The sequence below is a fragment of the Acidocella facilis ATCC 35904 genome (genome assembly GCF_000687875.1).
Classification (GTDB): domain Bacteria; phylum Pseudomonadota; class Alphaproteobacteria; order Acetobacterales; family Acetobacteraceae; genus Acidocella; species Acidocella facilis.
The window spans coordinates 66223-79040 of record NZ_JHYG01000011.1; the positions used below are offsets into that span (position 1 = coordinate 66223).

A 12818-nucleotide genomic window follows, 5' to 3' on the forward strand; every position below is an offset into this window, starting at 1 on the left:
TACACGCCCCGGCCGGGGGCGGCTACTGCGTTATTTTTCGCAGACCGCCTGGAAGGGCTGGCCGCCGGCCTGGCAGCGTGCGGCGCCTTGGGCGTGGAGGGTGATGATCTTGTCCGTGCCGGCATATTTGCAGACCAGATAGGGGTCCGCGTTGCGGACATCCCAGCGGTCATAGGCGCCGGTTGGAATGGGGATGAGATCGGCCATTTCACCGGGCGGGCCATCGAACAGCGAGGCGTTGTTAAGGCGATGCGAGTCGCCATGCGGCGTTAATGATGCCGGGCACCGCCAGGGGGCAGCAAACGCGGCTTGGCCGAGCATGAGGCTGAGTGCTGAAATGGCGGCCACTCTAGTCCACGACATAATATTGATCTCCATCATCCACCTTGATGCCGGTGCCTTTTTTGAAACGGATCAAGCGCTCATGGACCGGTTGCGTCGTACTATGACCTTTCCATTGATCCAGGACGAGGATGCCATGAGCGTTCTGTCCCAAATAGATAGCCCCATGGCTGCTACCATCGAGATGATTTCCATAGCGTCCATTCACATCGAATGTCGCGATAATGGTGCCGATGGGGAGGTTAGCCTCCTTTACGCGTTCGCCTTTCCGCCAAAAAGGAGGCGGTGGAATCGTCGTCACGGCGTGAACGAATGCGATGCATTGTCCGTCTCCGACAGATTTGCCCATAAGAGACTTGGCTTTCATCAAATTTGCAACGTAACTCACGCGATTTGTCTCTCATTTGATTTTATTTTAGTCTCAAATCGGTATCAACGGCTGCTTCGCCAGCCGGTTTATAAGGCCATTATAAGTGAGGGGTTTGAGGTATTCATGGCGTCCTCGGACGAGATGAAGTCGATGAAATATTGGAGGGACCGGGCGATTATCAATTGAGCAGCGCGATCAGGCCAGTTCAAGCGGCGGATCATACTCAACGCCGGTGAAATACAGCCCTTCCGCCGGGGCGGTCTGGCCGGCTTTGGGGCGGGATTGGGCGGCCAGGATTTCCGCCATGCGCGATTCGGGCCAATGGCCTTCGCCGACCATCTTCAGGGAGCCGATCATGTTGCGCACCTGATGATGCAGGAAGCTCCGTGCGCTGGTTTCCATGATCACCTTCTCACCCTCGCGATGCACCGAGACGTAATCCAGCGTGCGCATCGGGCTTTTCGCCTGGCAGGCGGAGGCGCGGAAGGAGGAGAAATCATGATGGCCGAGCAGATGCTGCGCGGCGCGGTGCATGGCCTGCTCGTCCAGCCGGGTTTTCACATGCCAGACGCGGTTCACCTCCAGCGTCGGCGGTTGCGGGCGGTTGAGGATGACATAGCGGTAGGAGCGGGATTTGGCGGAGAAGCGGGCATTCCAGCCCGCCGGCGCCACCCCGCAGCGCAGCACCGCGATGGGGTGCGGCTTCAAGTGAAAATTCATCGCCTCGCGGATGCGGTAGGGGGTGAAATCCGGCAGCTCGATCTGCACCATCATCGCCAGCGCATGCACCCCGGCATCGGTGCGGCCGGCGGAGATGGCTTCGGTGATTTCCGCCCCGCCGCGAAGGCGCGACGCGGCTTCCTCGATCACCTGCTGGATGGCGAGGCCGTGTTTCTGCCGCTGCCAGCCCATGAAGGGGGTGCCATCATACTCGATCTCCAGCGCCCACAGCGTCAATAGAAGCGCGCCCCTTCGGGGAGCTTGGTGCCGCGCAGGAAATCGGCCGTGGACATGGCGTTTTTGCCGGCGCGTTGCAGGCGGGTGATGCGCAGCGCGCCCTCGCCGCAGGCGATGATGAGGTGGTCATCCAGCATCGTGCCGGGAATGCCTTCGCCCGCCACCACTTCGGCGGCGAGGATTTTCAGCACCATGTCGCCCATCAGCGCCAGCGCGCCGGGCCAGGGGAAGAAGGCGCGGATGCGCCGTTCCAGCTGCGCGGCGGGCAGGCGGAAATCCAGCCGCGCATCCTCGCGGGAGAGTTTGGCGGCATAATTGGCCAAAGCCTCGTCCTGGATCTCGGGCGTGCTGGGGCTGGCGAGTTCCTCCAGGATCAGCCTGGCGCCGATTTCGGCCAGCCGGTCATGCAGATCGGCCGCGGTGTCCTTCGGGCCGATGGGCGTCGCGCTCTTGCGCAGCATCGGGCCGGTATCCAGCCCGGCTTCCATCTGCATGATGGTGATGCCGGTTTCGTCATCCCCGGCCTCGATGGCGGCCTGGATGGGGGCGGCGCCGCGCCAGCGCGGCAGCAGCGAGCCATGGATGTTGAGGCAGCCGCGCTTCGGCGCGTCCAGGAAGTCCTGCGGCAGGATCAGCCCGTAGGCGGCGACGATGGCGGCATCGAGATCAAGGGCGCGGAAGGCGACCAGCTCATCCTCGTTGCGGCGCAGTTTCGGCGGGGTGCGCACCGGCAGGCCCAGCTCAAGTGCTGCGGCATGGACGGGGCAGGGGGTTTCGCGCTGGCCGCGCCCGGCGGGTTTGGGCGGCTGGGCATAGACCGCCGCCACCTCATGCCCGGCCGCGACCAGAGCGCGCAGGGAAGGCACGGCGAAATCCGGCGAGCCCATGAAAGCCAGCTTCATCGCGTTCAGCCTTTGGCTTTCTGCTGTTTGGCCAGCTTGCGCAGCAGCATGTTGCGCTTCAGCGCCGAGAGATAATCCACGAACAACACGCCGTTGAGATGGTCGATCTCATGCTGCAGGCAGGCGGAGAGCAGCCCCTCGGCCTCGATCTCCTGCTTTACCCCTTGCAGATCCTGGTAGCGCACCTTCACCCGCGCCGGGCGGGTAATTTCGGCGTAGAGGTCCGGGATGGAGAGGCAGCCTTCCTCTTGCGTGGCGAGCTCATCGGATTTGGCGATGATTTCCGGGTTGATCAGAGCGAGCGGGGCGGGCTCGTCCTTCGGCGCCACGTCGATCACGATCACCCGCAGCAAGGAATTGATCTGGTTGGCGGCGAGGCCGATGCCGGGCGCCTTGTACATGGTCGCGAACATCGAGGGCACCAACGCGCGCACCGCGTCCGCATCGTTAGGCTGCACCGCGCGGGCGACCTTACGCAGCACGGATTCGGGATAGATCATGATCGGCAGCAGCGGCGCGTCGGTTTGTGTCTCTGACATGCCACGCATGTAATCCCCCGCGCGGCGGGCTGCAACGCGCCCTCTTGCATCGCTGTGAAACCGTGCCAACATGAAGCCCCGGATGCCTCGAACGAGGGTCCTTAACCGCTTCGCTCATTTGGGGGAGCCTTGACTATGACGACACGCGTTTTCACCTCGCCTTTATTTCTCGGCTTCGACCATCTGGAACAGATGATCGAGCGGGCGGCGAAAAATTCCTCGGACGGGTATCCGCCTTACAATATCGAGCAGCTCAGCCCGGTTTCGCTGCGAATCACCCTCGCGGTGGCCGGATTTACCATGGATGACCTGCAAATCACCCTGGAAGATAACCAGTTGGTAATACGCGGGCGCCAGACTGACGATGGCCAGGGGCGGGTGTTCCTGCATCGAGGCATCGCGGCGCGGCAGTTCCAGCGGGCCTTCGTGATCGCGGAAGGGATCGAGGTGAAGGGCGCTTGGCTGGATAATGGCCTGCTGCATGTGGATCTGATCCGCCCAGTGCCGCAGCCGGTGGTGAAGACCATCCCGATCGCGCGCGGTCAGGGCAAGGTGACCGCCCCGACCCGCATGGTGGATGGGGACTGAGCCGGCAGGACGAATGCGCGCCTGAGATAGGTCAGCGCGGTATTTAGGTCAGCACGGTTGATGTGACGGAAATTTGACGGCGCCGGGCTGATCCCGACGCGAGACTATGACGTATACAGGAACCCTGGGCCGAAAAAATCCGCCGGGGAGCCCGAAAGGATGACAGATGAACATCAAAAACCATGACGGCACGACCAATTTCGTCCCAGGCACGGTCCTGGACATTCATCACATCTCGCCTGCCCAGCTGGCCCAGCTGGGGATGGAGGAGATTGCCTTCGTGAAGCCGGTGGTGACGGAACAGGGGCCCGCCTTTGCCATTCACGCTGCCGATGGCACGCCGATTGCCATTGCCGATAATCCGCAGCTGGCGGCGGCGGCGATCATCCAGAACGACATGCTGCCGACTCTGGTGCATTGATTCAGGCAATTGGCGGCAAACCGGCGCGGTGAGGCAGATATGGGCTCGGCGCCGGCACAGTGAATATCGAGAGGGCGGATCGGGCGCGGGGCGCCGATCCGCCCTTTTGCGTTTCTTCCCCTTGCTTTGAGGGGCGCGCTAGCCTCGAAGCGGGGGCGATGGTATGGGCGCGGCCATGTCCATCGTGCTCGCATTGCCCAAGGGGCGTATCCTGAAAGAGGCCGGCCCCATGCTGGCCCATGCCGGCCTGGTGCCGGAGCCGGAATATACGGATGAGAATTCCCGCAAGCTGCGGTTTTCCACCAGCCATCCGGATGTGGATGTGATCCGGGTGCGCTCCTTCGATGTCGCCACCTTCGTCGCCTTCGGGGCGGCGGAGATCGGCATTTGCGGCGGCGATGTGCTGATGGAATTCGATTACCCGGAGGTTTACGCGCCTTTGGATCTGGGCATCGGCAAATGCCGCATCTCGGTGGCCGAGCCGAAGGACGATGCCGGGCAGACCGATCTCTCCCGCGTCTCGGCCCTGCGCGTGGCCAGCAAATATCCCAACACCGCCAAGCGGCATTTCGCCCGGCGGGGCATTCAGGCGGAGATCGTCGAGCTGTCCGGCTCGATGGAGCTGGCCCCCGGGCTGGGGCTGTCGCGGCTGATCGTCGATCTGGTGCAGACCGGCAGCACACTGAAGGCCAACGGGTTGGTGGAGACGGATGTGATCGCGCAGGTCTCCTCGAAGCTGATCGTCAACCGCGTGGCGTTGAAGACGCGGCCGGATGAAATCGGCACCTGGATCGAGGCGTTTCGGAAGGCGTTGGCGGCATGAAGATAGTCTCAACCGGGCAGGATGATTTCGAGCGCCGTTTCACCGCGCTGCTGGAGCGGCCGCAAGGGGAGGAGAATCTCTCCGGCGTGGTGCGGGCGATCATCGAGCGGGTGCGCGAAGAGGGCGATGCGGCGCTGCTGGATTACACCGCGCGTTTCGATAAGCAGGTGCTGGAGGCGGCCGGCCTGCGGGTGAGCCAGGCCGAGCTGGATGCGGCCGAGGCGCAGACGCCGAAGGAACTGCGCGAAGCGTTGAAGATCGCGGCGCGGCGGATCGAGGCCTTCCATCAGGCGCAGATGCCGCGCGATATCGAGTTCACGGACGATCTCGGCATTACAGCCGGGATGCGCTGGGGGGCGCTGGATGCGGTGGGGCTATATGTGCCCGGCGGCAAGGCGGCCTATCCCTCCTCCGTGCTAATGAATGCGATGCCGGCCAAGGTGGCGGGGGTGAGGCGCATCGCCATGGTGGTGCCGGCGCCTGGCGGGGTGTTGAACCCGCATGTGCTGGCGGCGGCGAATGCGGCGGGGATCACCGAGATTTATCGCGTCGGCGGGGCGCAGGCGGTGGCGGCTCTGGCTTATGGCACCGCCAGCATCGCCCGAGTGGACCGGATTGTCGGCCCCGGCAATGCTTATGTGGCGGAAGCGAAGCGGCAGGTGTTCGGGGCGGTGGGGATCGATTCCATCGCCGGCCCGTCCGAGGTGCTGATTCTGGCCGATGCCAGCGCCGATCCGGTGCAGCTGGCCTATGATCTGCTGGCCCAGGCCGAGCATGATGAGGATGCGCAATCCATCCTGGTTACTGACGATGCGGGGCTGGCGGCAGCGGTGGAGCGCGAGGTCGCGGCCGCGCTGGAGAGCCTGCCGCGCCGGGACATCGCCAGCGCCAGCTGGGCGCGGCATGGCGCGATCATTCTGGTGCGCGACTGGGATGAGGCGGTGGAGATTTCTAACCGCATCGCGCCGGAGCATCTGCAGCTGATGCTGGCGGATCCGCGGACGGTTTTCGCCAAGGTGCGCCATGCCGGGGCGGTGTTCCTGGGCGCCAATACGCCCGAGGCGATGGGCGATTACATCATCGGGCCGAACCATGTGCTGCCGACCTCCGGCACAGCGCGTTTTGCCTCCGGGCTGTCGGTTTATGATTTCCTCAAGCGCACCACCTACGCGGCGGTGCCGGAAGCCGGGCTGAAGGCGTTGGGGCCGCATGCGGTGACACTGGCGAAGGCCGAAGGGCTGACGGCACATGCGCAGAGCATCGCGGTGAGGCTGAAGCAGGAATGAGCGCGAACGGCAATGAGATTGCCGTTCTGTTGCTCTGCCATGCCGCCCCCGAGGGGCTGGGCGGCCTGGCGCGGTTTTTCGCAGATAGCGGGTTCGACTTGTTCGCGCATGTGGATGCGAAGGTGGATGAGGCGCCGTTTCGCGCCCAGGCGCCTTGGGTGCAGTTCATCTCACCGCGGCTGGAGGTATTCTGGCGCGGCTTTTCCATGGTGGAGGCGACGGTCGCGCTGATCGAGGCGGCCCGCGCGCGGCGGCCTTATGCCCGCTATATGCTGCTCTCCGACGATACGGTGCCGCTGCAATCCCTCAGCCTCATTCGTAATGCCCTTCTGGGCGATGAGGAATTCGCCGCCTTCGGCCCGGTCGAGGCGCATCGCGGGCGTTATGAGGGGTATTTTCTGTTCGACAGCCCGGCGACGCAGCTGCGCTGGATCCCCGGCGTGCAGCGTGTGGTGACGCCAGGTTTGATCGCCCGGGTGAAACGGGCCGAAGCGCTGATGGCGCGGGGCAAGGCGCCTTTGCCGGTGTTCTGGTACGGTTCGCAATGGATGGCGCTGACCGCCCCCAGCATCGAGCGCATCCTGGCGCGCTGGCACAGTGATGAGTGGCTGCGTGAATCCTTCGCCTTTGCCGATGCGCCCGATGAATCCTATTTCCAGACCATCCTCGGCGAGCAGCTGGGCAGGATTGATCGCGGGCTGGTCTATGTGGATTGGAGCACGCCGGAGCCGCCGCGTGTGTTCACCGAGATCAGCGCGCTGGAGGCGGTGGAGCCGGGCGGGTTCATGTTTTTGCGCAAGGCAAGGTTGGCACCTGAGGCGCTGCGGCAGTGGGTCGACCGGCTGCGAGGCTGAGGCGGCGCAGGATTTCCTCCACCAGCGCGTCGATATCGGCCTCGTTGGTGCGGTGATTGACGATGGCGCAGCGTATGGCAATGCGGCCCGCGATGCGGGTGGTGGAGGGGGCGAAAAGGCCGTCCTCCTGTAGATCCGCGACCAGATCCGTGAGCTGCTGGTCGCTATAGCCCTCGATGGCGAAGCAGACGATGTTGAGCGCCGGGGGGCTGAGCAGGGTGAGGCGCGGTGCTGCCAGCACGTGGGCGGCCAGGCGCTGGGCCAGGGCGCAGCTGGTTTCCACCACGCCGGCCAGCCCCTCGGTGCCGTAGGCGCTCAGGCTCATCCAGACTTTCAGCGCCGAGAAGCCGCGCGAGAGGTCCGGCCCGAGATCGCACGGCCAGGGGAAGCCGCCGGCGAGGCCGCGCGGGGCAGCGGCGAGGTAGCTGGTGGCCTGGGCGAAGCTGGCGTTGTGGATGGTGGCGTCGCGCACCAGCAGGCAGCCGCAGGAATAGGTGACTTGCGCCCATTTATGGAAATCGAAGGCGATGGAATCCGCGGCCCCGAGCCCTTCCACCAGATGCCGCTTGGCCGGGGAGAGCGCGGCCAGGGCGCCGAAGGCGCCGTCGACATGGAACCAGAGCCCGTGTTCGTCGGCGATGCGCCGGGCCTCGATCAGATCGTCAAAGGCGCCGGTATCGACGCTGCCGGCGGTGGCGGCGATGAGGAAGGGGGTGAGGCCGGCGGCCTTGTCCGCCGCGATGGCGGCGCGCAGGGCTTCCATGTCCATGCGCATCTGCGCGTCCAGCGGGATTTTGCGCAGGGCGGAGCGGCCCAGCCCGGCCATGTCCATCGCCCCGGTGACGCAGCGATGCACGCCTGCCGAGGCATAGGCGACCAGGCCGGTGCCGCTGACCCCGGTTTCGTGCCCGGCCCCGCCCAGGGCCTTCTGGCGGGCGCAGAGCAGGGCGCAGAAATTCGCCATCGAGGAGCCGGTGAGCAGCACGCCGGAGGTGCCATCCGGCATGCCCAGCATCTGCGCCGCCCAGGCGATGACCTGGCGCTCCACCGCGATGCCGACATGGTCGCGCCCGCCGCAATTGGCGTTCATCGCCCCGGCCAACAGCTCCGCCAGCATCGAGACCGGATTGCCGCCGCCATGCACCCAGCCCATGAAGCGCGGATGCAGATTGCCGGTGACGTAAGGCTGGATATCGGCCTGGAAACGCTCATAGATCGCCTCCGGCGGCGTGCCGGTGGTGGGCAGGGGGGCGGTGAAACCCTGGCGCACCTCCTCCGGCATCTTCTGCCAGACCGGCTGGGTGCGGATGCTGGAGAGATGGTCCAGCATGTCGTCGAGCATCTGGTGCCCGAGGGCGCGGAGGGAGGACCAGTCGGTGGGGTCGAGCGTGCTCATGGGGCCTGTTAAACGGGGCGCGGAGATTTTTCCAGAGCTCTTATTTGCAAAAGTTTTTGGGGGTGTGGGGAGTTTTTTCAAAAAGTCCCCACGAAGGTTTGGGGGTGGCTGCGGCGTTGCCAGCGCCCCAAACGTTTTCGCCGCTTTTTTGTAAAAAAGCGGCACCAAAAAACTTTTGCGATTTTTCAGTTAGTTGGCTGCGCCGCGTGCCCGCAGCGCCGTCGCCAGCGTGCCTTCATCCAGAACCTCCAGCGCGCCACCAATGGGAACACCTTGAGCCAGGCGGGAAAGCGGGATGCCAAACCGTTTCAGCCGCTCGGTGAGGTAATGCGCGGTGGCCGCCCCCTCCACGGTCGCGGGCAGAGCCAGGATGATTTCCTCGACCGGCGCCGCCTCCAGCCGGGCAAGCAGCGGGGCGATGGCGAGGTCTTCCGGGCCGCGCCCGGCCAGCGCCGAGAGGGTGCTGCCGAGAATATGGTAGCGGCCGCGATAGACATGGGCGCGCTCCAGCGCCCAGAGATCCGCCACCCCCTCAACCACGCAGATCCGCGCCTCGCGCAAAGGCTCGGCGCAGATGGCGCAGGGGTCGGACGAATCAAGATTGCCGCAGACCGTGCAGCTGCGCACCGCGGCGGCGGCGGCCTGCATGGCATCCGCCAGCCTGGCCAGCCCGCCTTCCTTGTCGCGCAGCAATTTCAGCACGATGCGCCGCGCGCTGCGCGGACCCAGCCCCGGCAGGCGTGAAAACAGGCCGATCAGCTGTTCGAGTTCGGGGCCGCCCATCTATTCTGTAACCGGTTTAGAACGGCAGCTTCATGCCCGGCGGCAGCGGCAGACCGCCCATGGCGCTCTTGGTCTCGGCTTCCATGATCGCGTCGATCTTGGATTTCGCATCGGCATGGGCGGCGGCGATGAGGTCTTCCAGCATCTCGGCCTCGGACGGGTCGATCAGCTTCGGGTCGATCTTCACCCGCTTCAGCGCGCCCTTGCCGGAGAGGGTGACCTTCACCAGGCCGGCGCCGGCGACACCTTCCATCTCGGTGGCTTCCAGCTTGGCCTGCATGTCGGCCATTTTCTGCTGCATCTGCGAGGCCTGCTTCATCAGGCCGGCAAGGTTCTTCATTTACTCGTCTCCTTCATAGAGTTCGTCGGGCGGCACCAGGGCGGCCCAGTCGGCGGGCAGCTCCGGCTCCTGCTCCGGCGCGTCTTGCGTGTCTAGCTTGGTTCCGGGGAAATGCGCCAGGATCGCCTGCACCAGCGGATGCGCCAGCGCCTCGTCCCGGGCCTGGGCGGTGGCCACCCCTTCCTGCTCGTCGATGGTCGGATCGCCGCGTTCATTGGAGAGGGCGATGGTCCAGCGGCGGCCGGTTTCCTCCTCCAGCATGCGCGAGATTTTGGCGACGAGGTCGCGCGGGATGCGCGGATCATCAGCCAGGCGCATCTCGATCACCGGCGGGGCGAAGCGGACCAGATGCACGGATTGGCGCAGATGCGCGTAGAGCATCACATCGCGCTTGGCCTGGGCGAGGCCGACGACATCCAGGAAGGTCAGCGCGCGGGGCGCGGCAGAAGCCTGCATCACCACGTTGCCGTTGGCCACGGCCCGGGCACCGCCACCACCGCCACCGGCCGGTGCGCCGCCCAGCGCCGCGCCGGGGTTTTCGGTGAGTTTCTTCACCAGCTCGCCCGGCGGCGGCAGATCGGCCACGTGGCAGAGGCGGATCAGGATCATTTCCGCACCGGCGCGCCGGTCGGGCGCGGCCTCGACCTCCTGCAGCCCCTTGAGCAGCATCTGCCAGAGCCGGCCGAGGAAGGGGATGGAGAGCATCTCCGCCAAAGCCGCGCCGCGGGTGCGCTCCATCTCCGGCAGCGCGCCGCTCTTGGCCAGAGAGGGCACGGATTTCATCCTGGTGAGCAGATGGGCGAGGCCGAGCAGGTCCGAGAGCAGCACGCCGGGATCGGCGCCGCGCTCATAGCTTTCATCGGAGATGCGCAGGGCGGCCTGGATGTCGCCTTTCACCACCGCATCCATGAGGTCGAAGACGAAGCCGCGATCCGCGAGGCCCAGCATGTCGGCGACCATCGGGCCGGAGATTTCGCTGGCATCCTCGGCACCACGGGCGATGGCTTGGTCCAGCAAGGAGAGACCATCCCGCACCGAGCCATCGGCGGCGCGGGCGACGAGGGTGATCGCGGCCTCGGAGATGGCGACGTTTTCGATGCCGGCGATGCGCGTGAAATGCGCGGCGAGGACTTCCACCGGCACGCGCTTGAGGTCGTAGCGCTGGCAGCGTGAGAGCACGGTGATCGGCACTTTGCGGATTTCCGTGGTGGCCAGCACGAATTTGATGTGCGGCGGCGGCTCCTCCAGGGTTTTCAGCAGCGCGTTGAACGCCGCCTTGGAGAGCATGTGCACCTCATCGATGATGAAGACTTTCACGCGCGCCGAGAGCGGCTTGAAGCGTGTGGCCTCGATGATCTCGCGGACATCGTCCACGCCGGTATTGGAGGCGGCGTCCATCTCCACCACGTCCGGATGACGGTCCGCCAAGATGGCTTTGCAATTCTCGCAGACGCCGCACGGGTCCGGGGTCGGCCCGCCGCTGCCATCCGCGCCGGTGCAGTTGAGGGCGCGGGCGAGGATGCGCGCGGTGGTGGTTTTGCCGACACCGCGCACGCCGGTGAGCATGAAGGCATGGGCGATGCGGTTCATCGCGAAGGCGTTGCGCAAGGTGCGCACCAGCGCGTCCTGGCCGATCAGGTCCGCGAAGGTGGTGGGGCGGTATTTGCGGGCCAGCACCCGGTAGGCGGCGGCCTGGGGGGCTTCCTGCGTCGGTTCCTCGCCGAACAGGTTGGGGCCCGGCGGCGGGGCGTCTGGCGCATCGTCGTCGAACATACCCATGTGTGGCGCGGACCTTGTAGCCAAAAGGAAGGTGGGAGACCGGACAACGACCCATGCGAAATCCGTTGTGGCTGCTGCCTTCCGGCCCTGACCAGGTTGGCGGGCCGCGATGTCCGCCGCCGATCTCCCGGGCCGATTATCGCCTGTGCGGCGTCTGGATGCAAGCTTGGCAGGGCAAAGGGGGCATGCCACATGAGCAGGCATGGATTTTACCATGAAAGATCAGCCGAATCATTATAGCGGCGGGGCGCTGGACCGGGCCGCGCAGCTGCGCGAGGACGCGGCCTGGCAGGAACGCGCCGGGGCCGATGCGGCGAGCCGGGTGGTGCTGCTGCATGATGGCCAGGTGCTGGTGGAGGACAATGAGGCCCCGCGTGCGCGGCTGCTCGCACCATTCCGCGCGCCGGATCTGTTCCTAGGTCTGGCCGAGGGGATCGCCTATTTCGCCTGTGACGTGACCGGCGAAGCACTGCCGGACGGTGTGGCGCAAGAGGATTTCGTGCCGCTGCGCGGGGTGAATGCGTTGCTGCCAGAGTTGGATGCAACCTTGCTGGCGACGGCGCGTGGCATGTTCAACTGGCGCCGCGCGCATAAATTCTGTCCGCTCTGTGGCGGCGCGATGCAGCCGGCGCGCGCCGGCTGGGTGCTGGCTTGCGCGGCTTGTGGCACGGCGCATTTTCCGCGCACGGATTCCGCCGTGATCATGCTGGCGACGCGCGGCGACCAGGCGCTGCTCGGCCAGTCGCATCGGTTTCCGCTGGAGAAGAATATGTATTCCACCCTTGCCGGCTTCGTGGAGCCGGGCGAGAGCCTGGAAGATGCGGTGCGCCGGGAAGTGTTCGAGGAAACCGGTGTGCGCGTCGGCGCGGTGTTTTATCACTCCAGCCAGCCCTGGCCGTTTCCGGCCTCCTTGATGCTGGGATTTCAGGCGGAGGCGATCAGTGAACAGATCGTTCTGCAGGAGGATGAGATGCGCGATGCGCGCTGGTTCAGCCGGGCGGAGATCCGCGACCATGCGGCTTTGGGCTTTGGCCTGCCCGGGCATGATTCCATCGCGCGGCGGCTGATCGAGGATTGGCTGGCCCAGGGGGCGTAGCGGCGAAGGGCGCATAAAAAAACAGGCGCGGGTGAGCGCGCCTGTTTTGCATTGCGTCGGCCGATGCGGCTTACTCGAAGGTCTCGGAGATCGAGGGCACGATGTCCATGGTCTCTTCAGCGAACACATCATTCATTTCCGGCGCGGGCGGCGGTGTCACCTTGGCGCGCGGCTTGCGCGGGGCGGCCGTCTTCTTGGCGGCGGTGGTGGTCTTCTTCACGGCCGGCTTCTTGGCGGCGGCGGTGGTCTTCTTCGCGGCCGGCTTCTTGGCGGCGGCGGTGGTCTTCTTCACGGCCGTCTTCTTGGCGGCTGCGGTGGTCTTCTTCGCGGCCGGTTTCTTGG

16 protein-coding genes and 1 other RNA gene are annotated in these 12818 nt (G+C 65.5%); 6 read left to right on the forward strand and 11 right to left on the reverse strand.

Features of this window, described 5'->3' with window-relative positions; genetic code table 11:
* Nucleotides 1–30: 30 nt before the first annotated feature.
* The 5 genes from T331_RS0113565 to def form a co-directional block, all read right to left on the reverse strand.
* A complete protein-coding gene (locus tag T331_RS0113565) occupies nucleotides 31–363 on the reverse strand; it encodes an STY0301 family protein (RefSeq protein WP_211248728.1) in 333 nt (110 codons plus the stop codon).
* A complete protein-coding gene (locus T331_RS20630) occupies nucleotides 350–709 on the reverse strand; it encodes a BPSL0067 family protein (RefSeq protein WP_407637433.1) in 360 nt (119 codons plus the stop codon). The genes T331_RS0113565 and T331_RS20630 overlap by 14 nt, the downstream gene beginning before the upstream one ends.
* 198 nt (nucleotides 710–907) lie before the next feature.
* Nucleotides 908–1669 (reverse strand): tRNA pseudouridine(38-40) synthase TruA, encoded by a 762-nt coding sequence (gene truA / locus T331_RS0113575; protein WP_026440408.1) that lies wholly within the window; start codon nucleotides 1667–1669, stop codon nucleotides 908–910.
* On the reverse strand, nucleotides 1666–2571 hold the full coding sequence (gene fmt, locus T331_RS0113580) for a methionyl-tRNA formyltransferase (RefSeq protein ID WP_026440409.1): 906 nt from the start codon (nucleotides 2569–2571) through the stop codon (nucleotides 1666–1668). Before fmt ends, truA begins: the two co-directional genes overlap by 4 nt.
* A 5-nt stretch (nucleotides 2572–2576) precedes the next feature.
* Nucleotides 2577–3110 carry a peptide deformylase gene (gene def, locus T331_RS0113585; protein ID WP_026440410.1) on the reverse strand — a complete coding sequence of 178 codons (534 nt, stop codon included), beginning with the start codon at nucleotides 3108–3110 and terminating at the stop codon, nucleotides 2577–2579.
* A 135-nt stretch (nucleotides 3111–3245) separates the two neighbouring features.
* On the opposite strand from def, the gene T331_RS0113590 reads away from it, so the two are divergent.
* The 5 genes from T331_RS0113590 to T331_RS0113610 all read left to right on the forward strand — a co-directional run bounded on the left by T331_RS0113590 (nucleotide 3246) and on the right by T331_RS0113610 (nucleotide 7082).
* Complete coding sequence (locus T331_RS0113590; RefSeq protein ID WP_008492218.1) at nucleotides 3246–3698, forward strand: Hsp20 family protein; 453 nt, start codon at nucleotides 3246–3248, stop codon at nucleotides 3696–3698.
* Between the two features lie 166 nt (nucleotides 3699–3864).
* On the forward strand, nucleotides 3865–4119 hold the full coding sequence (locus T331_RS0113595; RefSeq protein WP_008492219.1) for a DUF1150 family protein: 255 nt from the start codon (nucleotides 3865–3867) through the stop codon (nucleotides 4117–4119).
* A gap of 175 nt (nucleotides 4120–4294) precedes the next feature.
* Complete coding sequence (gene hisG, locus T331_RS0113600; protein WP_240376484.1) at nucleotides 4295–4942, forward strand: ATP phosphoribosyltransferase; 648 nt, start codon at nucleotides 4295–4297, stop codon at nucleotides 4940–4942.
* Complete coding sequence (hisD, locus tag T331_RS0113605; protein WP_026440411.1) at nucleotides 4939–6228, forward strand: histidinol dehydrogenase; 1290 nt, start codon at nucleotides 4939–4941, stop codon at nucleotides 6226–6228. The genes hisG and hisD overlap by 4 nt, the downstream gene beginning before the upstream one ends.
* Complete coding sequence (locus tag T331_RS0113610) at nucleotides 6225–7082, forward strand: beta-1,6-N-acetylglucosaminyltransferase (protein WP_026440412.1); 858 nt, start codon at nucleotides 6225–6227, stop codon at nucleotides 7080–7082. Before hisD ends, T331_RS0113610 begins: the two co-directional genes overlap by 4 nt.
* On the opposite strand, the gene T331_RS0113615 is transcribed toward T331_RS0113610, so the two are convergent.
* From T331_RS0113615 to ffs, 5 genes are all read right to left on the reverse strand, one after another.
* Nucleotides 7012–8478 carry a pyridoxal phosphate-dependent decarboxylase family protein gene (locus tag T331_RS0113615; protein ID WP_026440413.1) on the reverse strand — a complete coding sequence of 489 codons (1467 nt, stop codon included), beginning with the start codon at nucleotides 8476–8478 and terminating at the stop codon, nucleotides 7012–7014. The genes T331_RS0113610 and T331_RS0113615 overlap by 71 nt on opposite strands.
* A gap of 189 nt (nucleotides 8479–8667) precedes the next feature.
* Nucleotides 8668–9261, reverse strand: coding sequence for a recombination mediator RecR (recR, locus tag T331_RS0113620; RefSeq protein ID WP_026440414.1), 594 nt, complete (start codon nucleotides 9259–9261; stop codon nucleotides 8668–8670).
* 16 nt (nucleotides 9262–9277) lie between these two features.
* Complete coding sequence (locus T331_RS0113625) at nucleotides 9278–9601, reverse strand: YbaB/EbfC family nucleoid-associated protein (RefSeq protein ID WP_026440415.1); 324 nt, start codon at nucleotides 9599–9601, stop codon at nucleotides 9278–9280.
* Nucleotides 9602–11374, reverse strand: a complete 1773-nt coding sequence (locus T331_RS0113630) for a DNA polymerase III subunit gamma/tau (protein ID WP_026440416.1) — start codon at nucleotides 11372–11374, stop codon at nucleotides 9602–9604.
* Nucleotides 11375–11410: 36 nt separating this feature from the next.
* Nucleotides 11411–11509, reverse strand: an RNA gene (gene ffs / locus T331_RS19540) — signal recognition particle sRNA small type.
* 85 nt (nucleotides 11510–11594) lie between these two features.
* On the opposite strand from ffs, the gene nudC reads away from it, so the two are divergent.
* Nucleotides 11595–12476, forward strand: coding sequence for an NAD(+) diphosphatase (gene nudC, locus T331_RS0113635; protein WP_026440417.1), 882 nt, complete (start codon nucleotides 11595–11597; stop codon nucleotides 12474–12476).
* Between the two features lie 70 nt (nucleotides 12477–12546).
* Here nudC and T331_RS20295 read toward each other — a convergent pair.
* On the reverse strand, nucleotides 12547–12818 hold a 272-nt coding region (locus T331_RS20295), incomplete at its 5' end, for a hypothetical protein (protein ID WP_026440418.1).

Coding starts and splice junctions, on each gene's coding strand:
- T331_RS0113565 (WP_211248728.1), bottom strand. CDS start 363: ATGTCGTGGACTAGAGTGGCCGCCATTTCAGCACTCAGCCTCATGCTC.
- T331_RS20630 (WP_407637433.1), bottom strand. CDS start 709: ATGAAAGCCAAGTCTCTTATGGGCAAATCTGTCGGAGACGGACAATGC.
- fmt (WP_026440409.1), bottom strand. CDS start 2,571: ATGAAGCTGGCTTTCATGGGCTCGCCGGATTTCGCCGTGCCTTCCCTG.
- def (WP_026440410.1), bottom strand. CDS start 3,110: ATGTCAGAGACACAAACCGACGCGCCGCTGCTGCCGATCATGATCTAT.
- T331_RS0113590 (WP_008492218.1), top strand. CDS start 3,246: ATGACGACACGCGTTTTCACCTCGCCTTTATTTCTCGGCTTCGACCAT.
- T331_RS0113595 (WP_008492219.1), top strand. CDS start 3,865: ATGAACATCAAAAACCATGACGGCACGACCAATTTCGTCCCAGGCACG.
- hisG (WP_240376484.1), top strand. CDS start 4,295: ATGTCCATCGTGCTCGCATTGCCCAAGGGGCGTATCCTGAAAGAGGCC.
- hisD (WP_026440411.1), top strand. CDS start 4,939: ATGAAGATAGTCTCAACCGGGCAGGATGATTTCGAGCGCCGTTTCACC.
- T331_RS0113610 (WP_026440412.1), top strand. CDS start 6,225: ATGAGCGCGAACGGCAATGAGATTGCCGTTCTGTTGCTCTGCCATGCC.
- T331_RS0113615 (WP_026440413.1), bottom strand. CDS start 8,478: ATGAGCACGCTCGACCCCACCGACTGGTCCTCCCTCCGCGCCCTCGGG.
- recR (WP_026440414.1), bottom strand. CDS start 9,261: ATGGGCGGCCCCGAACTCGAACAGCTGATCGGCCTGTTTTCACGCCTG.
- T331_RS0113625 (WP_026440415.1), bottom strand. CDS start 9,601: ATGAAGAACCTTGCCGGCCTGATGAAGCAGGCCTCGCAGATGCAGCAG.
- T331_RS0113630 (WP_026440416.1), bottom strand. CDS start 11,374: ATGTTCGACGACGATGCGCCAGACGCCCCGCCGCCGGGCCCCAACCTG.
- nudC (WP_026440417.1), top strand. CDS start 11,595: ATGAAAGATCAGCCGAATCATTATAGCGGCGGGGCGCTGGACCGGGCC.